Below are 23,001 nucleotides of genomic sequence, written 5' to 3'. Positions count from 1 at the left end.
CTCGTCTCCAGATTTTATTTTTTAAAGGCAAAGCGGTGCCCTCCCGTGCCGAAGGGATATCGGTTCCCGTGGAGGATTGCCCGGCGGGTCGCCGGGCCAGTCAGTGTTCGACGAAGCTGCTAACCGTTGAAGCGATACAGCGCCGAATCGATACGAAAGCGAATGTCCGCGCTCAGACTATTGCTGACGGCCAGATAGCGCTGTCCGTCGATCATGAAAGCGCGGGCGTCCGTTGCAGCGGAAGTCTCGAACGTCTCGACGAGTTCGAAACGGTCCTCGCGCCATTGGAAGATTTGCGATTGCGGCACGACGACCGGTGCTTTCGGCGTGCCGGTGATAAAGCACACACGTACCAGATACAGGCCTTGCTCGCCGTCGACCAGACAGAGTTCGCGTCCGCCCGCCTCGCCGAGTACCTGCACGGCCACGAACTGCGAGCCGTCGAATCGGTACAGTGTGGTGTGCTGGAGCAGATTCGCGTGAAGCATCCAAAGCACGCCGTTCGCTTCGAAAAAACGGAATGCGCGGCCGCCGTTTTCATCGAGCCCCTGGAACGTTTCGAATCGCTCGCCGTTCCAGCGATAAATCGCCGAACCGCCGACATGGTCCGCATACGCGAGATAGTGTTCGCCACCGAACGAGACGAACGCGTAGTTATAGCCCCACTGTCCATCGAGCGTCTGAAACGGCAGGAAGCGCTCACCGTCCCACTCGAAAATGCGCGACGTGCGAGGGTTTTTTGGCTCGACGCCTTCAATCACCACGCCTTGCGCCAATGCGAGAAAATGCCGTGCGCCGAGCGAGAACGCGAACCACTGCTTCGCGGCGAACGTCGGAAAGTGCTGTAACGGTACCCATTTACGCTCGATCCGTTCGTATACGGTTGCGTCGCAATCGAGTTCGTATGGGCCCTTTCCCGTTCGAATTCCAGCTGCCGCCAAAAACTGCCGTCCGTCGATCTTGAAGTAAGCGAGATCTTCGCCGCCCGGCAAAGCCAACGCTTCATGCTCGACAAAGCGGCCATCCTGCCAGCGGTAAATCGGCGCGTCGATATCGCTGTCGCCTCCGTTCATGTACGGCGCTTCACCGGCCACATCGCGTGCCAGTTGCGGCACGCCGAGGAAGGTGCCCTCGTCGTTCGTAAAGACTTCCACGGCACGCGCACCGCTCGTGGGTAATTGCTGCAGCGGTGTGAGCAAGAATCTGCTGCGCTCAGTGTTTGCCATTCCCTAACTCCGAACCTGTGATTGCAAAGGACGCAGACGCGAGCGCCGGCCCACTCTCTTCGCGTGGCCGCCACATATTCGCGAGGCCGATGCCGAGCGCACCGCCCACCGCGAGCAGCGCGGCGACCATGAACAGCGTGTCGAACGGCAGATGCTGCGACAGCAGAATGCCGCCCACCAGCGGCCCGATGATCGAGCCGGTGCGTCCGATCGCCATCGCCCAACCAACGCCGGCCGCGCGGACGTCGGCGGGAAAGAGGCGGCTAGCGATCGCCGGAAACGTCAGTTGCCCGCCGACCAGACACGCCCCCACCGCGGACAGCATGGCGAACGCGACGTTGCCCGCACCGATGATGTGCCCCAGCGCAAACGTCAACAACGCGCCGCAGAGAAACGAGATCGTCACCGGCACGAATGGTCCGCGCTTGCCGACCAGCATGGAGATCACCAGCGCGCCGCCAATCGCGCCGATGTTCAACACCACCGCCCCTAATGCAGCACGCGCCGGCGCCACGCCGTTCATGTTCAGGATGGTCGGCATGAAGCTGACGAGAAAGCCCGACAGGATCATGCTGGACAGCACGCCGAACCACAGCGCCAACGTCGCGGCGAGGCGGCCGCCGGCAAACAGATTGCCGAATAGCTTGCCGGGCAACCCGGTTCGAAGCGCCGCGTTGCGCTGCCGCGCCGCGGCCAGTTCAGCGCGAGAAACGGTCTGCTTCGGGATCACCAGTAGTACCGGAATCAGCGCCACTAGCGCGGAGGCGCCACCCATCACAAACACGAACGGCCAGCCGAAGCGCATCATCAATGCAGCGGTGATCGCACCGCCCACCACCGCGCCGAGCGGAAAACCGATGAACATCAGAATCACCAGCGACGAGCGGCGCTGCGGCGAACTGCTCTCGGCGGTGATCGCCGCCACCGGTGGTATCGCGCCGCCCATCCCTAAGCCACCGAGAAAGCGCAGAGCGGCCAGCGCCGTCGCGGAAGTGGCAAACGCGCAGCCGAGCGTGAAAATGCCCGTCACGCACAGCGCGAGCACCAGCATGGGCCGGCGTCCGAAGCGGTCCGCCAGTGGACCCACGATCAACGACCCGAGCACGGTGCCGACAAAGCCCGCGCCGAATACGCGCCCCAATGCCGCGTGATCGATCTGCAAGGACTTGGCGAGCAAGGGCGCGACGAACGACAACATCAAGGTGTCGAAGCCGTCGATCATCGACACCGCGAAGCACACGAGCGTGATACGCAGCACGTTGTTCGACGGCGGCCCGGCGGATTGCTCCAACCCAAAAGCGTTCATGACTGTCTCCATCCATCAAGGGCATTTGATTCAGCCGGCGCGCGTGCCCTGACACGCCGGTCGTTTTTTAACAGTTGGCAGGCATGCCGTTATGGCTTCACGACGTCCGGATACGACACATTGGTGAACCCCGGAATCGCCACGTTTTGCGGCTGATTGCCGTTGTCATGAAGCTGATCGACGATGTAGTCGGCAACGCAATTCGACAGCAGCTGCGCGGGATCTTCCATGATGCGGCGCAGCCGGGCAGCGGTGGCGTCGCGATCGTCGATGGAAGTGATCGGCGGCATGCCGTCGGCGGGCGCCGGCTCGACGCGATAGGCGCGCTGGTCGGGAAACAGCAAGCGCGCTACGTCGATGCTCGAGCGCGTGTTGAGCCACAGGCTGCGATACATGCGTTCGAGTTCGGCAAGGCCGGCCCCGTCGCCAAGCTCGGCCACCGAGAACGACGGCGCGTGCGGTGCAACGAGAATGCGATCCGGTGGCAGCACACGCTCCGACGCGCGCCACACGAAGTAGCACATATTGTTCGACGCCCACGTCGTGCCCGCCGTCGGCCGGCCGGATTGACCGCTCACCAGCACCATCGCGCGTTGCCAGTCGAGCGACTGCGCACGCAACCAGTTGCCGATCCGATAGGCGATATCGAGGAACGCGAGCCCGAAAGTGGCGAACATCACATCGTTCATCGGTACGGGTAACGCGCCGCTTGAGGGCACGGCGAAGTACGCCGCATTCAAACGCTCGAAACTCAGCACCTCCGGATCCTGCTCGGCTCGCGTAAGCCAGTCGATCGTCGCGCCGCAGGTGTATTCGACGAGGTTGGCGATCTTGCGCTCATGACCGCTGAAGCTCTCCACGGCAACATGCTCGCGCCACAAGGCAACCGAGTTGGCCTCGCGCACGGCCTGTGCGTGTCGGCGCAAGCGCGCTGCGTCGCTTTTCCACGTGTCGTCGTGCGGCGCCACTTCGCGCATTCGCGCCAGATAGGCCAACGCCAGAGGCAAATGCGACACCGCGGTCAACTCGATGAAGCCGCGCGTCGATTTGCGAAAACTTTCGATCGACGGCGCACGTCCCGCACCGGGGAATAGCACGATGTCGCTGCCGGTCGAGACGAGCATGGGCGTGTCGTCGGCTTGCTGCGCCATCTGCTGCGTCAGATGCGCGCCGATGCTCTGCGGGTCGGACGTGAAGGCGCGGAATAGACCTGCAAAAGCCGCGTCTGGTTGATAGGACATAAGCTTGCGTGCTCTCTAGTAATCGAACAGACGCGCCGGATTATCCGACAGAATCATCTTGCGAACCGCGGCATCGTCGGTCCACGCGCCGAGCAGATTCAGCAACTCGCCGGTGTCGCGCGTCGAGTCGGGAATGTGCGGCCAGTCCGAGCCCCAGATCACTTTGTGCGGCGCGGCTTCGATGATCGCCTCGGCCATCGGCGCGACCGCTTCGTAGCCGCGATGTTTGGCAATGCGATACGGTGCGCTGAGTTTAAGCCAGCAGTTGCCGTCTTTCAGCAAACTCAACAGGCGGTCGAAATCGCTTTGAGTAAGACCGTCCTCTTCCAGCATGTAGCCCATGTGGTCGATGACGAAATCGCTCTGCACGTCGGCGAGAAACGGGATCAGATTGCGCACGACCCAACCCGGCGCATAGAACTGCACATGCCAGCCGAGGCTCGCGCACAACCGCGCCATGCGCGTGATGTATTGCTGGATCTCCGCGGTCGGCAATCCGGCGCGTGCGAACAGATCGAGCCTGATTGCGCGTACACCGGAATGATGGAAACTGTCGAGCGTCGCCGCGCCGGTGTTCTCCTCGATCATTACGACGCCGCGCGCTATCGAACCCGCCACATGTAACGCATCGATCATGCAGCGATTATCGGTGCCATAAAAACTCGGCTGCACGATCACGAAGCGCTTCAGTTGCAGCACGCTCATCATCTGCAGATAGTGCGAGAGCTTGCCGTCCGGCAGCGTGTAATGCGGATGCTCGACCTTCGGATATTTGTCTTCGGGGCCGAACACGTGCATGTGCGCGTCGCAGGCGAGCGCGGGCATGGTGAACGACGGACGCGAGAGCGTGTCGTAGTCGCGCATCGGCGTGGAAATCAGCGGGGTCTCTGCCATGATCTAGTAGTAAGAGTGTCGAATTAAAGTTGGCGTGCCTGCTCGGCGCGCTCACGCAGCGCCGCGAGATAGACATCGCTGTCGATGCCGGCAAAGATGAACGGCGCCGCGCCGTCGCGGCGCAATTCGTCGAGCGCCGCGCATTCCGGCATGCCGCCGACGATCACCACCTTGCCGTGCCGCTGCGCCGCCGCGATCACCTTGCGGCACGCGGCCACCACCTCGGGATGCGCCGATTCGCCGGTGTAGCCCATATCGGCGGACAAATCGTTGCAACCGAGCGCGAGCACGTCGACGCCTTCGATCGCCGCGATCGCGTCGGCCGCTTCCACGCCGGCGCGGCTCTCGATCAGCACCTTGAGCACGGTGGCATCGTTCAGACGCTGGTTGAGTTCACGAGCGGGCAGTTTCTCGAAGCCGACATAGGGGAGCGTCGCCAGTTGCGAGCGCTGGCCGAGCGGCGGAAAGCGCGTCGCGACCACGGCGTCGCGCGCCTGCGCCGCCGTTTCGACGCGCGGCACGATGATGCCGAGCGCTCCGCCGTCCAGCACGCGGTTGATCGTGCCGTAGTCGCGCTCCGGCACCCGCACCCACGGCATCAAACCGAGATCGACCGCGCACGAACACAGCTGCGAGACGGTGTCGACCGGCAGCGAGCTGTGTTCCATGTCCACCCAGATCGTGTCGTAGCCGGTGGCTTTGGCCCAGCGGACGGCGTCCGTGGTGCGCGAGGCGCGAATGCCCAGCGCAATAATTTTCTGTCGCGCTCGCAGGCGGTCGACGAGTTCCGCACCGTTCATGCTGTCTCCTGTGTTGTTGGTGGAAGACAGTATCGCCCCGGAAACAGTTTTGATTTATTCTCTAAACCAAGGTTATTGATTTACAGAGCAAATCAATGAATATCCGTCATCTGGAATTTTTCGTGGTCCTCGCCGAGGAACTGCATTTTCGCCGTAGCGCCGAGCGGCTGGGCATTACGCAGGCCCCGCTGAGTCTGGCGATTCAGTCGCTGGAGGCGGAACTGGGAGCACGGCTCTTTCATCGCACCCGCCGCACGGTCGCGCTGACCGAGGCGGGACTGGCGCTCGTCGACGACGCGCGGGCCATCCTCGCGCGGATCGAGCATGCGAAAGAGAGTGTGTGGGAGACGGTCAGTGGCGAGGTGGGGCGCTTGCGGGTGGGGTTCACGAACGCGTCTTCGTTGTCGCCGCTTTTCCCGCGTCTGATTCACGCTTACCGCACGCAGCGGCCGAAGGTGAATATCTCGTTGCTCGAACTGTCGTCGTCGTTGCAGATCGAGGCGATCGAACAGCGTGAGCTGGATGTCGGTTTGCTGCGTTTGCCGGACAACACGCCGCGGACCGAACTCGTCTTCACGCCGTTGATGGAAGAGCCGTTGCTTGTTGCGATGCATGCCGGGCACCGTCTGGCGAAGGCCGCGTCGATCAAGATCAAGGATTTGCGCGGCGAGCCGTTTATTGCGTATCCGCGCGCCGCGGGTGTGGCCGTGTCGCAGCAGATACTTGCGCTGTGCGCGAAACGCGGCTTCGAACCGCAGGTGGTGCAAGAAGCGCAGCAGGCTTCGACGTTGATCGGCCTGACGGCGACAGGACTTGGCATTGCGTTGGTGCCGGCTACGTTGCAAACCATCGCGGTGCCCGGCGTCGTGTTCAGAACGCTCGATGAGACCGACACCACGACCACGTTATATATCGCGCACCGTTACGGCGATGCGAATGCGCGAGCCATGCAATTTGCGGAGCTTGCGCTGGGGTTGCGGTAAGACGTCGAACCAAGAGAATCAGCGCTGCACAATTCAGCGCAACGCTTTCGCAGACTCAAGTCGGGCCACACTTCACCCCTTCCACGCTGCCCCCTCAGGAAAGTCATACTCATCAAGCGACGCCGCATGCATCTCGATGCTGTAACCCGGACGCTGCGGCGGCATATAACGGCCATTGCGGATCACAACCGGATCGACGAAATGCTCATGCAAATGATCCACGTATTCGAGCACCCGGTTTTCCAGTGACGCCGACACGCAGATATAGTCGAACAGCGAAATGTGCTGGACGTACTCGCACAATCCGACACCGCCCGCATGCGGGCACACCGGCACGCCGAATTTCGCCGCCATCAGCAGGACGACGATCACTTCGTTCAGCCCGCCCAGGCGGCAGCTATCGACCTGACAGAAGTCGATGGCCCGCGCCTGCAGCAACTGCTTGAACATCACCCGGTTATGACAGTGCTCGCCCGTCGCGACGCCGATCGGCCGAATTCGCTCGCGGATGGCCGCGTGACCGAGAATGTCGTCGGGACTCGTGGGCTCCTCGATCCACCACGGATCGAATTGCGCCATGCGCCGCATGTTCGCGACCGCTTCGTCGACATCCCACACCTGGTTTGCGTCCATCATCAGCTTCAGATCCTCGCCGATTTCTTCGCGCAGGATGCGAGCACGGCGCATATCCTCTTCGAGATTGCCGCCCACCTTCTGCTTGAAGTGCGTCCAACCCTGCGCGACGCCTTCACGCGCGAGCCGGCGGATCTTGTCGTCGTCGTAGCCGAGCCAGCCGGCCGATGTCGTGTAGGCCGGATAGCCTTGTGCAAGCATCTCCTTTTCGCGCTCGCCGCGCGTTTTCGCGTGACGATGCAGCATGGCGATGGCCTCCTCCGGCGTGATCGCATCCGTCACGTAGCGGAAATCGAGGCAACGCACGAGTTCTTCGGGGCTCATGTCGACGAGCAGCTTCCACACGGGCTTGCCTTCCGCTTTGGCCCACAGATCCCAGGCCGCGTTGACGACAGCCGCCGTCGCCAGATGAATCGCGCCCTTGTCCGGGCCGATCCAGCGCAACTGGCTGTCCGACGTCAGCGCGCGCCAGAAAGCGCCCATGTTCGCGGCAATATCCTCGAGCCGTTTGCCGACGATCAGCGGAGCAAGCGCCTGTACCGCGGTCACGCAAATCTCGTTGCCGCGTCCGATCGTGAAGGTAAGGCCGTGGCCAGTGAGCGCGTCGGGCGAATCGGTTTCGAGCGTGACATAGGCGGCGGAATAATCCGGCGCGGCGTTCATTGCATCGGAGCCGTCCAATGAGCGCGAGGTGGGAAACCGAATGTCACGGACGGACAGCTTGGTGATCGTGGGCATCTGAACACTCTCCTCTGCGGCAGCCATCGACTTCGGTCCAAAAGCCAACAGGGCCGTGGCATCGAACGACGCCGCGACCCATCCCCTCACACCGCGTTCAGGCGGCGACGATCAATCGTAGAGCACGGCTGCGATCTTCGGATCGGTCATATTGGTCTTGTCGTACCAGTAGAAGCCCGTGTCGACTTTCTTGGGCAGCTTCTCGCCCTTGAGCGCCTTCACCGCGGAGTCGACCACGCACTTGCCGATGCCGACCGGGTTCTGCGTAATGGCGCCGGCCATCAAACCCGAATTGATGTCGTCCTTCTGCTCCTTGCCCGAGTCGTAGCCAATCAGCACGAGCTTCTTGCCCGATTCCTTGACGCCGATCGCGGCGCCCTCAGCCGAGCCTTCATTCGCCCCGAAAATGCCCTTGAGATTGGGGTTAGCCTGGATCATCGTCTTGGCAATTTCCGCCGACTTCAAATGGTCGCCGCCGCCATATTGGACTGAGACGATCTTGATGTTCGGGTGCTTCGATTTCATTTCATTCAGGAAGCCATCGCGGCGATCGATGCCGGTGCGGCTCGTCTGATCGTGCACGATCACGCCGACTTCGCCGGCATTGCCGATTGCCTCGGCCATCTTGTCGGCGGCGAGGGCAGCCGCGGCGAGGTTATCCGTTGCACACGTCGTCAGCGGAATATCGCTGTCCACGCCGGAGTCGAAAGCGATCACGGGTATCTTGCCGGCCTGCGCGCGCTTTAACAGCGGAATGGCCGCCTTGCTATCGAGTGCGGCGATGCCGAGCGCCTGCGGCTTCTTGGCGAGCGCGGCCGAGAGCATGTCGATCTGCTTGTCGACCATGGCCTCCGTTTCCGGCCCCTCGAAGGTGATCCTGACGTTGTGCTCCTTGGCCGACTGTTCCGCGCCGGCTTTGACGGCCTGCCAGAACTGATGCTGGAAGCCCTTCGAAATGAGCGGGATGTAGGTGTCCGCATATGTCACGCTCGTCCCGCCAATAAGAGCGCCAACGCCGACCACGACACCGATTAGTTTTCTTTTCAACATGGTGTTTCTCCTCCTAAGATGGGCTATCAACTTCAGCCGTTGGGGAGCTTATGGCGCTCCATTCCTTATCCTGCCCCGCGTCGCATCAGCTTTTCTTGCGCCGCAAAATATCGCCGTAGACCGCAAGAATGATGATGAGACCGGTCACCACGATCTGCCATTCCTGCGCGACGGACATGATGCGCAGACCGTTGGTCAGCACGCTCATGATGAACGCTCCGATGATCGTGCCGAGAATCGTGCCCGCGCCGCCGCTAAGAGAAGTCCCGCCGATGACCACGGCCGCGATCGCTTCGAGTTCGTAGCCTTGACCTAGCGCCGGCTGGGCCGAATTCAGGCGCGAGGCGATGAGCAGACCGGCGACCCCGCAAATCGCTCCGCTCAGACCGTAAATGGCGATCTTCCACCGATCGACATTCACACCGGACAGGCGCACCGCCTCTTCGTTGCTGCCGAGCGCAAACGTGTAGCGCCCAAGCGCCGTGCGATTGAGCGTGATCGAACTCACCACCGCGAGGAAAAACAGAATCAGGACCGCGTTCGGAACCGGCAGGCTCGGCAACAGGTCACCGATCAGCGAATCCTGCGAGATCATGTAGAAGTTTTCGGTGTCGGTGAAATAGATCGGCTTGTCGGCCGAGACGACCAGCGAAAGCCCTTTCAGCAGCATCATCATGCCGAGCGTGGCAATGAACGGCGGTATTTTCATTTTCGCCGTGAGGGTGCCCGAAACGGTCCCGCAGATCGCGCCCGTGCCAATCGCGGCAAGGACGCCGGTCCACATCGGCAAATGCCAGTAGGTCAGAAACACGCCGCAAATCACCGCGGTAAAAGTCATCAACGTGCCGACCGACAAATCGATGCCTCCGGTAATGATGACGAACGTGCAGGCGATCGCCAGCACGCCGTTGACCGCCGTCGCCTGCAGAATCCCGAGCATGTTGTCCATCTGCATGAAAGCGGGAGACGCGAAGCTGAAAAACACCAACAGCAGGATCAGGCTCCCGAAGGCGAGCAGCTTTTGCAAAGCGGTCGGCGTGAAGACGCGGGCTCTAAGGCTCGAAGACCTCTTTTTATTGCCCAGCGCCGAAGTGTCCGATTGCAGTGTCATAAGAGACCTCTCGAGGCTCACGCCGCGTTTAGGGGTTCGCGCTGCGTGGCCAGTTGCATGATGCGCTCCTGGGTCGCTCCCGTCGCCGGAAGTTCGCCGGTGATGCGGCCCTCGCACATTACGACGATGCGGTCGCTCATGCGCAGGATTTCCGGCAGTTCCGACGAGATCATTACGATTGCCTTGCCCTGATCCGCGAGCGAGCGTAGAAGCTTGTAGATTTCACTTTTAGCGCCGACGTCGATGCCGCGCGTCGGCTCGTCGAAGAAGAGCACGTCGCAGTCGCGCTCGAGCCATTTCGCAATGACGATTTTCTGCTGATTGCCGCCCGAGAGCAGCCGCACCTCCTGCGTCGCGGAAGGCGTGCGAATGGCGAGCAGATTGATGAAATGCGCGGCGGTCCGGCGTATCTGCGTACGGCGCAGGAAAAAATTCAGCGACAGGAATTTGCGCAAGTTGGACATCACGATGTTCGATTCGACGCTCATTCCGGTCGCGAGGCCGAAGCGCTTGCGGTCTTCAGACAGATAGCCGATACCGCGCGCCACCGCATCGCTCGGATTCCTGATCGTCGCTTTCACGCCTTTCACGACGATCTCGCCCGATTCGATCGGATCGGCGCCGAACACGGCGCGGGCGACTTCGGTGCGACCGGCGCCCATCAAGCCCGCAAAACCCAATATCTCGCCCTTGCGCAGCGCAAAGCTCACGTCTCTGACCAGCGGGCCGGCGTTCAGATTGGTGACTTCGAGTGCGACCTCGCCCTGGTTGGCGATGTGTTGGGAAGGCGCGGCGTCGGTCAAGGTGCGCCCGACCATCATGCCGATGATCGCCTGCACGCTGGTGTCTTTCGCCTCGACCGTTGCCACATATTCACCGTCTCGCAACACGGTGACGCGATCGGCAATCTGCTTCAACTCATCCATCTTGTGCGAGATATAGACGATCCCCACGCCCCGGCTCTTCAGCTCGCGGATGATGCGGAACAGCTCGGCGATTTCGGCGTCGTTGAGCGCCGAGGTCGGTTCGTCCATGATCAGGACGCGCGAGTCGTAGGACAAAGCCTTGGCGATCTCGACCATCTGCTGCTTTGCGACAGTCAGCGTGCTGACCACCGCGCGCGGGTCGAGACTCACGTGCATGCGGGCGAGAATGTCATGCGCCTGCGCGTTGAGCTTGTCTTCGTCGAGGAACAGTCCGAGTCGCCCGCGTGGCTCGCGGCCGATGAACATGTTCTGCGCGACGGTCAGATGGTTCATCAGCTGGAGTTCCTGATGAATGATGCCGACGCCCACGGCCTGCGCCTCGCGCGGGCTCTGGAAATCGACCGGCTGGCCGTCATAGATGATTTCGCCGGTATCCCGCGTGTACACGCCGGCGAGGATTTTCATCAACGTCGATTTGCCGGCGCCGTTCTCGCCCATTAGCGCGTGGACTTCGCCCGTCATGAGCTCGAACTGGACTTCGTGAAGCGCCCTCACGCCGGGAAAGCGCTTGCTGAGCCGTTTGACGGAAATGAGCGGGGTCATGATGCGGATCGAACGACAAATCCGCGAGCGCCGCTGGCCTCACTGCGAGGAGCGGATCGAAAAAACGTGGAACCCCGCTGCGCCGGGCGCCGCCGGGTATCGCAGTGCAAAGACGGACGGTGCAAAGCGCGGTTGAAATCGCAACGAGAAGCCAGACGCATTGCTGGGCCCTCAAATCGATGTGCCACGATTTTACGACGCTGGACCTCGCCGGCTCAAGGTTAGGCATTCCCTAATAGGACGAGACTCCTGAATGCGTCGCTTGCCTGCTTCCCACTATTTGATTTGTCGCCGATTTCAGGCCGATGCGTTGGCCTTCACTATCAGAACAGTTGAGCGCCGAGCTCGCGCAGGCTGTTCCATTTCACGGTGCTGACAAAAGTGCGACCCGTGGTGTCGAGCGATTCGATCATCGCTCGCTGGCCGCGCGCTTCGGCGACAACGCGCACGATGCGCGCCTGGTAGCGCAGCAGCGCGCCAATCGGCGGGCACAGCGCTTCCCGGCGAATCCGCGATCGTTTCTTTTCCATACCCAATCTATCTAGATGTCCAGCGAGTTGCAGGGCCGCCGACTATCCACGGCGTCTCTGCGCGTGATGCTACCAGGTTGGCCGGCAATGGTCCAGGCCGTCTAGCGGCGCTCGGCTTGGGTATCGCGTTGCACCGACCGTCGGCCGCGAAGCTTACGTTAGCCTGAAGCCGTGCTAATTCATCGCTAATTCAAGCCCGATACCCTCATCGTCATGGTAACGATGGGGATGACCCATGGCCGACGTGCTTGAATGGCTCATAGATATCTCGATGGCGAGCGCGAGTGCCGCAGCCACCGGCTCGATCTTCCTGCTGCTGGTCGGCGTGGCCTGCGAGACGCGCCGGCACGTCGTCAAACATCGCGATGACGGCAGGATGGAAAAGCGCAGCGCCTTGTGAAAATCGGTGCAATTGCAACGACCGCGGCAGTTCGAACGCCTGCGCGCCGACATCAATGAACGCAAACATCCGCATCCGGGATCAGCGAGCCAGTTTTAACGACAATCCATTCCCATATATTTTTACAGTGCAAAGATGACATGACCGCATCGCCCCGCCAGGCGATAATCTTACCGATGTAAAGACTTTGCGCCCGAAGTGACCAGCGCCGTGATTCGATCAACGGATACCGGCTGCACAGGCTGAACGGCATGTAGTCCGCGACGTATGGGTCGATATTTTCAGCGCGAAGATTTTGACTTTCCCCTTTCAGTCGGCCAATATATCTTTTCACTGTAAAAATACCGCTTGCGACCAACAACCATGAAAGAAGCAACGTCACGCCGCAAAGCGTCCGCGTCTCCAAAAACTACTGCCCCAGCCGATCACTCGTCACGCGACAAGCCCTATCATCACGGCGCCCTGCCCCACGCGTTGCTGGAAGCGGCGGAGGTCGTACTACGGCGCGACGGCATTCGCGGTCTGACATTGCGCGCTATCGCGCGCGAGGCCGGCGTATCGCATACGGCGCCCCAGCATCATTTCGGCGACACGGCTGGGGTGCTGAGCGAACTTGCCGCCAGCGGACACCGGCGGCTCGCCGCTTCCATGGCGGAGCAGGCGGACGGTATCGAAGCGGGCCAGGCGCGGCGCAAAGCCATCGCCCGCGGCTATGTCAGCTTCGCGGTGGCCAATCCGGATTTGCTGCACCTCATGTCGCGCAACGAAATGCTCGACGCGGCGCGCCCTGCTCTTGCGCAGGCGCGGCAAGTGTCGGCGCGCGCCCTGGCCGGCGTATTCAGCGCGCCCGCCGAACGCACGGAGGAGGATAGATCCTCATTCGGCCGAACCACTGCGGCTCAGGCCATCGCCATGACTGCGGGCTGGGCCTACGTTCACGGACTTGCCTTGCTTCTAATCGATGGACGCCTGAATGCGCTGGCCGCATCCGCCGACGGCATACGGAGCGCCGAGGATCTGGTGGAAGCCGCGATCGAGCACGTCCAGATCGTTCCCGCCGAGCCCGCGGGCAAAGGCCGAAAATGAACTCGAAGGCTCACGACGCGATGAAGCAACGCTCATGCTAAAGCCAATAACGGGAACGCGTGCTTCCTCTCGCGGCCTCGCCACTCGTTCCTTCTGACGTTCACATCCATGCTCAAATCGCTCCGCAACCAACTCGTTATCGCAATCGGCGCCGTGGTGAGCCTGTTCGCCATTCTGCAGGGCGTGAGCTCCTACCAGTTCTGTGTGGCAGGCATGAGCGCGGTGCTCGATCTGCGCATGGAACAGGTCGCATCGCGTTTGCGAGTCGGCTTCGGCGACGGCATCCCGACGGTTCCGGCGCGCGGGTCGCAAGACGCTCGCGATATTTTCATCGTCATCTGGAAAGAGGGCGAAACGCAGCCCGTGCGATCCACCGAGCCGTCGCTGCTCCTGCCGCGCGATGCGGCCACCGGTTTCACGTCGCCGGAGGTCAATGGCGAACGGTGGCGGATCTATACGGCGCGTGACGGCGCTCAGACTGTCCAGGTCGCGCAGCGCCTGTCAGTACGCCATGAGATCGAGGAGACCGCCGCGACCAAGACCCTATGGCCGATCGTCGTGTTGATTCCGCTCGTCTGGGCCGCGGTGATCTTTGTCGTGAGTCGTTCGTTGCGGGAACTGAATCGGCTCGGCAACGAGGTCCGCGTTATCGACGTGAACCATCTGCAAGCGTTGCCGCTCACGGGTGTGCCCACCGAACTGCTGCCGTTCATCCGCTCGATCAATCTGATGATCGAGCGGCTTGCCCGCTCCGTCGAGAGTGAGCGCAAATTCATTTCCGATGCGGCGCACGAGTTGCGAACACCGCTCACCGCTCTGCAATTGCAGGCTGATAATCTGCAACGCGACATCATGCCCAGCAATCAGGAACGGTTTCGCGCGCTTCAAGGCGGGATCACGCGCAGCAGCAATCTGATTTCGCAGTTGTTGCGGCTCGCGCGTGCGGACGCGCCACCCGTCGGCCAATCTCTGACACGGGCGATGGTCAGCGTCGATGTCGCGGCCGCCGTCGTCAACGCCATTGCCGACGTGTTGCCGATCGCCATGCAGCGTGGCATCGATATCGGCGCGGACGAAATGGTCAGCGCCAACGTGCGCGCAATCGAACTCGACGTCGGCACCGTGATCAAGAATCTCGTCAGCAATGCGGTTCGCTATACGCCCGACGGCGGCACGATCGATTTGTCGACCCGCGTGCAGAACGGAATGGTGGATGTCGAAGTGACGGACACCGGTCCCGGCATTGACGAAACTCTGCTGCCCCGCGTGTTCGATCGTTTCTTTCGCGCCAATACGGACATTGAAGGCAGTGGGCTCGGGCTCTCGATTGTGAAGGCGATTGTCACGCGGTATGGCGGGACGGTGACGCTCCGCAATCGCAGCGACGGACAGTCCGGCATCGTTGCCACGGTCAGTTTTCCAATTGAACCGGCCGATGCTGCTTGATAGGCGGCGTACCCAGTTGCCGGAAACAGCGTGGCGCAATCTTGCGGCTCTACCTGCTCGGCGCATAACATCACCCGGCGTTCATCGCCATCGTTCACCGCTCATTTGCGACTCATTCTTCGCGCCTACGATGATGTTCATCGACGGGCAGCACTTCATTTCAAGGCCATTCATTCATCACGCTCGTCGTACTAACGAACGGAGCACGTCATGTTTGAAAAATTTGCCAAGAGCTTAGGGTCACTCTTCTTCGACTCACGAGACTACCAACGCGACGCGTTTCTGGCCGAACCGGTCGATTTCGCCGACCTCGAAAACCGCATGCGAATGCTCGAGATGAACCATCAACCGTTCGCGTTTTATTCGCGCGACGCGTTCCGAGTACGGGCCGATTGACCCGCCTCGACGGAGGCACCGAAGTGCAATAGCTGAGCGTGAAACGCGGGTGGACTGCGAAAGTCGGTCCGTGCCCGCGCACATTGCCGGAAACCAGGAAGCCCAGTACGGTCGGCATTCGATATCGCCATAGGCCCGGTTAGACACCGAGTCTAGTTGACGACTCGCAAGCGTTGAACCGGCGATTACTGCCCGACATGTGTCGAGCGTAATCGCCGGTTGCGTTTTAATGTCTGCGTCATTGTTTAGTGACGGAGGTAAATCGAATTCAAGCCCACGTTCGAGTTCGGACGCAGCAGTTCGGCTGGCATTGCGCCGACGTGCGTGCCGTGGTTACCGATAGCCGGAGTGGTATGCGTCGACATCGGCGGTGAATCGACACCGACAACTTCGTAGGCCACCATCTCGACCTGCATTTCATCGACCTGGTTGACAGATTGTGCGAACGCCGCAGTCGGCAAAGCGATCATGGCGGCGAGCAGTGTGGTGCGGAAAAACTTGTTCATGGTAGTGCTCCTTCAAAGTTGCAGCTTCATTCCGGGTATGGGATACGGCCTGGGCTATTGCGACGTCGCTTGCCAGGTCGATCCCGGCGCCGTCCGCAAATTAACGGCGGCAGTTCGATGCGGCGAAGTCACCGCGGCATCGATCTTTTCCACGACGATTGCCAACCACGAGAACATATTGCGCGCCCAGAATTAGCGCTGAATGAGGGAGCCCGGCTTACCCGCCCTGCCCTTCGGCCAGCCCGGCCCGCACCGCTTCGTGCTGAGCCGGACGTTCGAGACCGCGGGCTCGCATGCGCCCGCGCCGCTCCATCCATTGCGCGCATTCCCCGACGATGCCGCGTCTGAACAGCAAGACGCAGGCTACGAACATCACGCCGGTCAGCAAACTGACCGACTCGCCCAACCCCTGAAACCACGCGATCTGCGTCACGTCGGCCAGCCAACCACCGAACGCAGCCAACCTGGATTCCAGCACGACGACGATTACCGCCCCTACCACCGGACCCAGCCGCGTTCCAAGCCCGCCGATCAACGTCATCAGAATGACCGTACCGGATAGCGTCCAATGCACATCCGAGAGAGTCGCAAAACCCAGCACCAGCGTCTTCATCGCACCGGCAAGCCCCGCGATTGCCGCTGATAGTACGAACGCGAGAAGCTTGAAGCGGTCCACATCGTAACCAAGGGAAATCGTCCGTGCTTCGTTCTCTCTCAACGCCGTGAGGATTCTGCCAAACGGAGAATGAATGACGCGGCCAAGAAAGAGAAAGACGACCGTCGTAATCGACAGGATCACGAAATACAGTGTTAGATCGTTCTCGAGCGGAAGCACGCCGAACAGACGCCCGCGCGGTACACCTTGCAAGCCATCTTCACCGCCCGTAAACGGCGCCTGGACGCAGAAAAAGAACAGCATCTGGGCAAAGGCCAGCGTCACCATTGCGAAATAGATTCCCTTGCGCCGAATGGCGAAGAGCCCGAATATCAGTCCGAGCGCCGCGCCCACGCCGGTACCGAAAAGCAGTGCCATCTCCGGCGCGCAGCCGTGATCCCGCATGGCGCTACCCGCGATGAAGGCGGCCCCGCCGAAGAACGCCGCGTGCCCGAACGACAGCAAGCCGACGTAACCGAGCAGCAAATCCAGCGAGCACGCGAACAGGGCGAAACACATCAGCTTCATCAAGAACACCGGGTACGCACCCAGCCACGGAGCGACGGCCAAACAGCCCAATACGAGAGCCCCTACAATCCAGTTTCGCATGATGTGCCTCACTTCGAATTGCCAAAAAGACCGCTTGGGCGCACGAGCAGCACGAGCGCCATGATCACGAATACGACTGTCGCCGACCCTTCCGGATAAACCATCTTGGTCAGCCCTTCGATCAGGCCAAGGCACAGACTGGTCATGACCGACCCCGCGATCGATCCCATCCCGCCAATCACGACGATCGCGAACACGGTGATGATCACGCTCTGGCCCATCAGCGGCGACACCTGCATGACGGGTGCGGCGAGAACGCCGGCCAGCGCGGCAAGTGCCACCCCGCTGCTATAAGTCAACGTAACCATGGCCGGCACATTGACGCCGAATGCCGCCACCAGCTTCGGGTTCTCTGTCGCCGCGCGCAGCAGCGCGCCGAGGTTGGTACGCTCGATCGTCCACCAGACTCCGGCACACACGAGCAACGACGCCACCACCACCCATCCCCGATACGCGGGCAGCACCATGAAACCGAGCTGCATGCCTTGCATCAACGCTTCGGGTGCGGAATAAGACATGCCCGATGCGCCATAAAAAGACCGGCACAGCCCTTCTATAATCAGCGTCAGGCCCAACGTGAGCAGCAGACCGTACAGATGATCGAGCTTGTAGATCCGGCGCAGCATGGTCCGCTCGACGAGCGCCCCTAACGCGCCGGCCACGAATGGTGCGGCGATGAGCATCGGCCAATAGCCGAGACCCAGATAGTTCGTGCCCATCCATGCCAATAGCGCACCGAGCATGAAGAACGCGCCATGCGTGAAATTGATGACGTTCAGAAGCCCGAAAATGACGGACAAGCCCAGGCTCAAGACGGCATAGAAGCAGCCGTTCATGAGACCGAGGACCAGTTGGCTGGAGAACGCCGTAAGCGGAATACCAAAGAGTTCCACGATGATCTTCCTGTTCAAACGTTGAGCAGTTCCTGAAGCACGCCCGTCTTTGCGGCTAGAAGGCTTGCGTCGAATGTTTCGACGATCTGCCCGTGCTCCATCACGTAAAAGCGATCGGCGAGCGGCGCGGCAAACCGGAAGTTCTGTTCGACTAGCAACACCGTAAAGCCGCGCGACTTGAGAAGCGTGATGACCCGCGCGAGCGTCTGGACGATCACGGGCGCGAGCCCCTCCGAGATTTCGTCGAGTAGCAGCAGGTTGGCTCCTGTGCGCAGAATCCGCGCAATCGCGAGCATCTGCTGCTCGCCGCCCGACAGGCGCGTGCCCTGACTCGCTCTGCGCTCCGCGAGGTTTGGAAAAATCTCGTAGATCTCTTCGAGCGACATGCCGGTCGCATTCGACACCGGCAGTCGCGGCGGCAGCAGCAGGTTTTCTTCGCACGACAAGCCCGCGAAGATGCCGCGTTCCTCCGGGCAATAACCCACTCCTAATCGCGCGACACCTTGCGGCGGCATCCCGATCGTTTCCCGGCCGTTCACGCAGATCGAGCCTCGCCGTGCGTCGGTGAGACCCATGATGGATTTGAGCGTCGTGCTGCGCCCGGAGCCATTGCGTCCCAACAACGTGACCACCTCGCCACGTGCGGCGCGAACCTCGACGCCATGCAGAATGTGCGATTCCCCGTACCACGCATGCAGTCCCTTGATATTCAGAACATCGGCAGGCGCTTCCTGGTCGCGGGACGGTGCCGGACTCTTCAGGCGTTCAGTGTTCAAGCGATCCATTTTCGGTCCCCATGTAGGCTTCCCGTACCCGAGGGTCGGCGGCGACGGCTTCGTATGCGCCTTCCGCCAGGATCTCCCCGCGCTGCAGCACAGTGATCGTGTCCGAGATACTGGAAATGATTTTCATGTTGTGCTCGACCATCAAAATCGTTCGACCGGTCGATACCTTCTTGATCAGCGCCGTGACTCGATCGACATCCTCATGCCCCATGCCTTGCGTCGGTTCGTCGAGCAACATCAGAACCGGGTCCATCGCGAGCGTCGTGGCAATTTCGAGCGCTCGCTTGTGGCCGTACGACAGCTCAGCGGTTTTGACGTCGGCAAATGCGGTCAGGCCCACTTCATCGAGCAATTCCAGCGCGCGTTTCCTAAGCCGGCCGAGAACCGCGCTACTCATCCAGAAACGGAACGACACGCCGAGCGCGCGTTGCAGTCCGACACACACGTTCTCCACCGGGCTCAGATGCGGAAATACCGCGGAGATCTGGAACGATCGAATCACCCCGCGTCGGGCAATCGACGCAGGCGCCGCGCGCGTGATCTCCTTGCCGTCGAAGAAAATCCGCCCTGATGTCGGCGTCAGAAACTTGGTCAGCAGGTTGAAGCAGGTCGTCTTGCCGGCCCCGTTCGGCCCGATCAGCGCGTGTATCGTGCCGCGCCGGATGCGCAAATCGACTTCGTTGACAGCCGTGAAGCCGTTGAACGACTTGGTGAGGCTGCTGGTTTCAAGAATCAGGTCGGTGTGCGCCATACCCGCTCTCCTCGTCCCTTGGACGCGTGCGTTGTAAAAAGACGGCTTCAGCCGACCACGGGGAGCGTCTCGATTGCATAGCTATGGGTCAACGAGCGCCGCAGGATCGGATCTTCGAGTTCGATGTCGAAGCGCTCGGCCGGCCTGATGCCACCGAACGCGGCGAGCGTGCCGCACAACATGGCCGTGCCATCCACGAACCGGCCGTCACGACGCGCAAACTCGTCGAGCAGATCCTGCGGCGAGCGCATGGCTGTCACCTTGCCCTGCTGATACAGCACGCGCTCGCCCTCGATCGTCGCGTAGGAACGCAACACGAGTTCGTCCCAGTGGCCAGCAACCTCGCTCAGGCGCCAGAGTTTGCGTGAACACGGCTTGCCGCACATCTGCTTCGATACGGTGATGCCGTAGGTTTCCACTTCGCGATCGGTGTGGTCGGATGCGATACCGACGAACGTTTCGCCACCATCCTTCAACAAAACGAATTCCACTTCGCCGCTGCTCTGCGTGCCTGTCGCCTGGATCTTCGGAGTCGGTTCGAGCCGGTCGGCCGCGACACGGTAAAAGACGGGTGTATAGGCGGGCCGCTTGACGCCCAACTCTTCCAGCTCGCGAATGTGTTTTTCCATAGCGACGGCATCGCGGCCAGTCCAGCCGGCGATGACCAGCGTGTCGATCGAGATCGTTCGTACGAACGAACCCTGACAGTCTTCGACCTCAAACGAGATTTCTTTCATCACAGTCTCCTTGTAGGCGTGTGCCCGTTCGGCGCTCCGGTCACACGCGATTCGATTCAGTTGGATTTCGCGGTGACGAGCGGGCAACGGCTCGCGCTGAGCGGCGCGAACGCTTCCTGCGCCGGAATGACCTGCTTGATGGTGTAGTAGTCCCACGGCTTTTTTGACTGCTGCGGACTCTTGACCTCGGCCAGATACATGTCGTGGACCATCAGGCCGTCGGCGCGAATCGTGCCGTTCCTGGCGAAGAAATCGTCGACCGGGGTCTTCCTCATTTGCGCCATGACCGTGTCGGCCGCATCGGTTCCGCTTGCCTTGACGGCTTTCAGGTAGTGCAGTGTCGATGAATAGACGCCTGCCTGGACCAGCGTCGGCATGCGTCCGGTTCTCGCGAAGAAGCGTTGCGACCAGGCGCGGCTCGCGTCGTCACGGTCCCAATAGAAGGGCGTGGTCAGCATCATTCCCTGCGCAGCTTGGAGGCCAAGGCTGTTGATGTCGCTGATGAATAGCTGCAAGCCCGCGATTTTCTGCTTACCTTGCCCGATCACACCGAACTCGCGTGCCGTCTTGATCGCATTCACGGTATCGCTGCCGGCGTTGGCAAGGCCGATCACCTTTGCTTTCGATGCCTGAGCCTGCAACAGATAGGACGACAGATCCGAAGAGTTGATCGGATGCTTTGCCTTGCCCACCACCTTGCCTCCGGATGCCGTCAGCGCGGCGGCCGCGTCCTTTTCCAGCGAAGCACCGAGCGCATAGTCGACGGTCAGAAAGAACCAGGTGCTGTCGCCGCTGCGCGCCATCGACTTCACGAGGCTCGTGGTGAACGCATACGTGTCGTACGAGTACTGAATCGTGTACGGCGAGCAATCTTCATTGCTGAGCCGCGTGGTTCCGGCGCCGCTTGCAATGGCGATCCGATGCTTTTCCTTCGCCACGTTCGACACCGCCAGCGCGACGGAGGAAGGCAACAAGTCCTCCACCATGTCCACGTGCTGGTTATCGAACCAGTCCCGCGCGACCGTGGCGGCCACATCGGTCTTGTTCTGATGATCGGCGCTGATCACTTTGATGGGGACGCCATTGATCTTTCCACCGAAATCCTCAGCGGCCATCTGCGCGGCGACAACTGAGCCCTTTCCGCCGATGTCGGAGAAGATGGAAGACATATCGGTGAGCACACCGATTTTCACCACGCCGCCATTGGTCATGACCGGATCGGCGGCATGGGATAGAGCGGCGCACAGCATCGCCGCGGCTGGCACCGCAGTGAGTACGAGACGTTTGAACATGGACTCCTCCTTGATATGAATAGCGAGCGTGGTGGCCGACGGCTGACCAGCACGCGACGTCAGCCGGTTCGACGCAGAATCGCTTCGACACCCGCGCCGATTGCGAGCAGACGCCGGTCGCTCATGTACCGTCCCATCAACATCACGCCGACGGGCGCGCGGCCCGCCTCGTGACATGGAATGGACAAGGCGCATAGATCGAGCATGTTGGCAATCGACGGATTGCGCAGTAGCAGCCGATTTGTCGATGTATAGACACGCTCGTCGGCAAGCTCAGCGATGCGGGGCGCGATAATGGGCACGGTCGGACACACCACGGCATCGAATGGCTGCAATTCGACATCGGCTTGCCTGCACAGCAGCGAGCGGCGAGCTTTGGTGCGGAGATATTCGGCTGTGCTTTGCTGGCTGCCAAAACGGATGCGGGACAGAACCCGCGGGTCATACTGATTCGCCTGGTTGCAAATCATATTCACGTGCCACGCCCACGCTTCGGCCGCTACCAGTCCGCCGTGCAGCGTCAACTCGGCGAGTGCGTTCCAGCTGTCGAATTCCACTTCTCGCAGAATCGCGCCGGCTGCCGCGAGTCGGGAGAGCGTGCGCTCGAATGCGCTGGCCACGTGCGCGTCCGTGTCGTCGAGCACCGGTTTCGCCGGCACGGCGAGGCGCAAGCCACGTACCGAAGATAGCGGCGTTGGCGCGCCCGTTTCGCCTGCCATGACCGAATCGATCGAGGCACAGCACGCGACGCTCGGCGCCATCGATCCGACCGAGTCGTAACTGCACGACAAGGGCACCGCGCCGTCCAGTGGAATACGCGACGCGGTGGGCTTGAAACCGGTCACGCCGCACAAGGCCGCGGGAATCCGGCACGAGCCGCCCGTGTCCGAGCCGATCGCGGCTGCCGCCATGCCGTCCGCCACCGACACCGCCGCACCGGACGACGACCCGCCGGGAATGCGCGCTGTCTCGCGATCGAATGGATTGGCCGGCGTCCCGTAGTGCGGATTGATGCCGAGCCCCGAGTACGCGAACTCTGTCATGTTGGTGCGGCCCACGAATACGGCGCCGGCCGCACGCAACCGGCCAATCGCCACGGCGTCGCGCGTGGCTGCGTGCTCGGGCAGAACGCGTGCCCCCGCTCGGGTGATCTCACCTTGTACATCGAAGAGATCCTTGACCGAAATCGGGATGCCGGCGAGCGGGCCCGCGACGCCGTATCGACGCAACGCATCGCTCGTTATCGCCTGCGTCGCCGCCGCGGGACTGATGCCATGCGGGAAGACTCTCAGGCCCCCACCCACATCGGCTTCAATGGTCTCGACACATGAGGCGAGCAGCGCCTGTGCGTCGAGATGGCGATTGGCGAGTTGAATACGCAGGGCGTCGATGGCGGGCAACATG

The 23,001-nt window shown here is 61.5% G+C and carries 26 protein-coding genes; 7 read left to right on the top strand and 19 right to left on the bottom strand.

Translation table 11 applies throughout. From position 1 onward, the window contains the following. Positions 1-119: 119 nt before the first annotated feature. From ACQKRQ_RS00965 to ACQKRQ_RS00945, 5 genes are all read right to left on the bottom strand, one after another. Positions 120-1,226 (bottom strand): hypothetical protein, encoded by a 1,107-nt coding sequence (locus tag ACQKRQ_RS00965; RefSeq protein ID WP_427474708.1) that lies wholly within the window; start codon positions 1,224-1,226, stop codon positions 120-122. After that, positions 1,213-2,532: an MFS transporter gene (locus ACQKRQ_RS00960; protein WP_427474707.1), complete on the bottom strand. Its 1,320-nt coding sequence runs from the start codon at positions 2,530-2,532 to the stop codon at positions 1,213-1,215. The genes ACQKRQ_RS00965 and ACQKRQ_RS00960 overlap by 14 nt, the downstream gene beginning before the upstream one ends. Before the next feature lie 89 nt (positions 2,533-2,621). Further along, the gene (locus ACQKRQ_RS00955; protein ID WP_427474706.1) at positions 2,622-3,773 is read right to left on the bottom strand and encodes a DUF5624 domain-containing protein; all 1,152 of its coding nucleotides are present in this window, start codon (positions 3,771-3,773) and stop codon (positions 2,622-2,624) included. A gap of 15 nt (positions 3,774-3,788) precedes the next feature. Further along, a complete protein-coding gene (locus tag ACQKRQ_RS00950) occupies positions 3,789-4,667 on the bottom strand; it encodes an amidohydrolase family protein (RefSeq protein WP_427474705.1) in 879 nt (292 codons plus the stop codon). A gap of 23 nt (positions 4,668-4,690) precedes the next feature. Then, positions 4,691-5,467 carry an HpcH/HpaI aldolase family protein gene (locus tag ACQKRQ_RS00945; protein ID WP_427474704.1) on the bottom strand — a complete coding sequence of 259 codons (777 nt, stop codon included), beginning with the start codon at positions 5,465-5,467 and terminating at the stop codon, positions 4,691-4,693. 95 nt (positions 5,468-5,562) lie between these two features. Between ACQKRQ_RS00945 and ACQKRQ_RS00940 the strand changes: the two genes are divergently transcribed. After that, positions 5,563-6,450 (top strand): LysR substrate-binding domain-containing protein, encoded by an 888-nt coding sequence (locus tag ACQKRQ_RS00940; RefSeq protein ID WP_427474703.1) that lies wholly within the window; start codon positions 5,563-5,565, stop codon positions 6,448-6,450. 72 nt (positions 6,451-6,522) lie between these two features. Here the strand turns inward: ACQKRQ_RS00940 and ACQKRQ_RS00935 are convergent, their stop codons facing one another. From ACQKRQ_RS00935 to ACQKRQ_RS00920, 4 genes are all read right to left on the bottom strand, one after another. Then, positions 6,523-7,821 carry an L-fuconate dehydratase gene (locus ACQKRQ_RS00935; protein WP_427474702.1) on the bottom strand — a complete coding sequence of 433 codons (1,299 nt, stop codon included), beginning with the start codon at positions 7,819-7,821 and terminating at the stop codon, positions 6,523-6,525. Between the two features lie 111 nt (positions 7,822-7,932). Then, the gene (locus ACQKRQ_RS00930) at positions 7,933-8,871 is read right to left on the bottom strand and encodes an ABC transporter substrate-binding protein (protein WP_427474701.1); all 939 of its coding nucleotides are present in this window, start codon (positions 8,869-8,871) and stop codon (positions 7,933-7,935) included. An 85-nt stretch (positions 8,872-8,956) separates the two neighbouring features. Then, entirely contained in the window at positions 8,957-9,982 is a 1,026-nt protein-coding gene (locus tag ACQKRQ_RS00925; RefSeq protein ID WP_132378608.1) for an ABC transporter permease, read from the bottom strand. Positions 9,983-9,999: 17 nt separating this feature from the next. Next, positions 10,000-11,511: a sugar ABC transporter ATP-binding protein gene (locus ACQKRQ_RS00920; RefSeq protein ID WP_427474700.1), complete on the bottom strand. Its 1,512-nt coding sequence runs from the start codon at positions 11,509-11,511 to the stop codon at positions 10,000-10,002. On the opposite strand from ACQKRQ_RS00920, the gene ACQKRQ_RS00915 reads away from it, so the two are divergent. Beyond that, entirely contained in the window at positions 11,510-11,647 is a 138-nt protein-coding gene (locus ACQKRQ_RS00915; protein ID WP_165923937.1) for a hypothetical protein, read from the top strand. The two genes, ACQKRQ_RS00920 and ACQKRQ_RS00915, sit on opposite strands and share 2 nt — an antisense overlap. A 187-nt stretch (positions 11,648-11,834) precedes the next feature. Here the strand turns inward: ACQKRQ_RS00915 and ACQKRQ_RS00910 are convergent, their stop codons facing one another. Then, positions 11,835-12,041 carry a hypothetical protein gene (locus ACQKRQ_RS00910; RefSeq protein ID WP_106278507.1) on the bottom strand — a complete coding sequence of 69 codons (207 nt, stop codon included), beginning with the start codon at positions 12,039-12,041 and terminating at the stop codon, positions 11,835-11,837. 235 nt (positions 12,042-12,276) lie between these two features. Between ACQKRQ_RS00910 and ACQKRQ_RS00905 the strand changes: the two genes are divergently transcribed. After that, positions 12,277-12,441, top strand: coding sequence for a hypothetical protein (locus ACQKRQ_RS00905; RefSeq protein ID WP_427474699.1), 165 nt, complete (start codon positions 12,277-12,279; stop codon positions 12,439-12,441). Between the two features lie 52 nt (positions 12,442-12,493). Here ACQKRQ_RS00905 and ACQKRQ_RS00900 read toward each other — a convergent pair whose 3' ends face one another. Next, positions 12,494-12,823, bottom strand: a complete 330-nt coding sequence (locus ACQKRQ_RS00900) for a hypothetical protein (protein ID WP_427474698.1) — start codon at positions 12,821-12,823, stop codon at positions 12,494-12,496. Between ACQKRQ_RS00900 and ACQKRQ_RS00895 the strand changes: the two genes are divergently transcribed. The 3 genes from ACQKRQ_RS00895 (at position 12,805) to ACQKRQ_RS00885 (ending at position 15,369) form a co-directional block, all read left to right on the top strand. Continuing rightward, the gene (locus tag ACQKRQ_RS00895; RefSeq protein ID WP_132378612.1) at positions 12,805-13,527 is read left to right on the top strand and encodes a TetR/AcrR family transcriptional regulator; all 723 of its coding nucleotides are present in this window, start codon (positions 12,805-12,807) and stop codon (positions 13,525-13,527) included. The two genes, ACQKRQ_RS00900 and ACQKRQ_RS00895, sit on opposite strands and share 19 nt — an antisense overlap. 108 nt (positions 13,528-13,635) lie before the next feature. Beyond that, positions 13,636-14,973 (top strand): sensor histidine kinase, encoded by a 1,338-nt coding sequence (locus ACQKRQ_RS00890; RefSeq protein ID WP_427474697.1) that lies wholly within the window; start codon positions 13,636-13,638, stop codon positions 14,971-14,973. Positions 14,974-15,183: 210 nt separating this feature from the next. After that, positions 15,184-15,369, top strand: coding sequence for a DUF3563 family protein (locus ACQKRQ_RS00885; RefSeq protein WP_427474696.1), 186 nt, complete (start codon positions 15,184-15,186; stop codon positions 15,367-15,369). Between the two features lie 245 nt (positions 15,370-15,614). On the opposite strand, the gene ACQKRQ_RS00880 is transcribed toward ACQKRQ_RS00885, so the two are convergent. Beyond that, positions 15,615-15,875, bottom strand: a complete 261-nt coding sequence (locus tag ACQKRQ_RS00880) for a hypothetical protein (protein ID WP_427474695.1) — start codon at positions 15,873-15,875, stop codon at positions 15,615-15,617. Between ACQKRQ_RS00880 and ACQKRQ_RS00875 the strand changes: the two genes are divergently transcribed. Continuing rightward, positions 15,874-16,071 carry a hypothetical protein gene (locus tag ACQKRQ_RS00875; RefSeq protein ID WP_427474694.1) on the top strand — a complete coding sequence of 66 codons (198 nt, stop codon included), beginning with the start codon at positions 15,874-15,876 and terminating at the stop codon, positions 16,069-16,071. The two genes, ACQKRQ_RS00880 and ACQKRQ_RS00875, sit on opposite strands and share 2 nt — an antisense overlap. A 21-nt stretch (positions 16,072-16,092) precedes the next feature. Here ACQKRQ_RS00875 and ACQKRQ_RS00870 read toward each other — a convergent pair whose 3' ends face one another. Genes ACQKRQ_RS00870 through ACQKRQ_RS00840 form a run of 7 tightly spaced genes read right to left on the bottom strand, consistent with a single transcriptional unit; the run spans position 16,093 to position 23,000 of the window. Beyond that, entirely contained in the window at positions 16,093-17,139 is a 1,047-nt protein-coding gene (locus tag ACQKRQ_RS00870) for a branched-chain amino acid ABC transporter permease (RefSeq protein WP_427476031.1), read from the bottom strand. Between the two features lie 8 nt (positions 17,140-17,147). Further along, positions 17,148-18,032 carry a branched-chain amino acid ABC transporter permease gene (locus ACQKRQ_RS00865; protein WP_427474693.1) on the bottom strand — a complete coding sequence of 295 codons (885 nt, stop codon included), beginning with the start codon at positions 18,030-18,032 and terminating at the stop codon, positions 17,148-17,150. 14 nt (positions 18,033-18,046) lie between these two features. After that, positions 18,047-18,817 carry an ABC transporter ATP-binding protein gene (locus ACQKRQ_RS00860; RefSeq protein ID WP_427474692.1) on the bottom strand — a complete coding sequence of 257 codons (771 nt, stop codon included), beginning with the start codon at positions 18,815-18,817 and terminating at the stop codon, positions 18,047-18,049. Further along, positions 18,798-19,568: an ABC transporter ATP-binding protein gene (locus ACQKRQ_RS00855; RefSeq protein WP_427474691.1), complete on the bottom strand. Its 771-nt coding sequence runs from the start codon at positions 19,566-19,568 to the stop codon at positions 18,798-18,800. The genes ACQKRQ_RS00860 and ACQKRQ_RS00855 overlap by 20 nt, the downstream gene beginning before the upstream one ends. 47 nt (positions 19,569-19,615) lie before the next feature. Next, the gene (locus tag ACQKRQ_RS00850; protein WP_427474690.1) at positions 19,616-20,305 is read right to left on the bottom strand and encodes a DUF2848 domain-containing protein; all 690 of its coding nucleotides are present in this window, start codon (positions 20,303-20,305) and stop codon (positions 19,616-19,618) included. Between the two features lie 56 nt (positions 20,306-20,361). Continuing rightward, positions 20,362-21,597: an ABC transporter substrate-binding protein gene (locus tag ACQKRQ_RS00845; RefSeq protein WP_427474689.1), complete on the bottom strand. Its 1,236-nt coding sequence runs from the start codon at positions 21,595-21,597 to the stop codon at positions 20,362-20,364. 59 nt (positions 21,598-21,656) lie between these two features. After that, positions 21,657-23,000 (bottom strand): amidase, encoded by a 1,344-nt coding sequence (locus ACQKRQ_RS00840; RefSeq protein WP_427474688.1) that lies wholly within the window; start codon positions 22,998-23,000, stop codon positions 21,657-21,659. Between the last annotated feature and the right edge of the window lies 1 nt (position 23,001).

Source organism: Paraburkholderia sp. NPDC080076 (assembly GCF_050281145.1).
GTDB lineage: Bacteria > Pseudomonadota > Gammaproteobacteria > Burkholderiales > Burkholderiaceae > Paraburkholderia.
The sequence above is the reverse complement of the archived record's forward strand: the minus strand, read 5'-3'. Positions and strand labels throughout refer to the sequence as shown.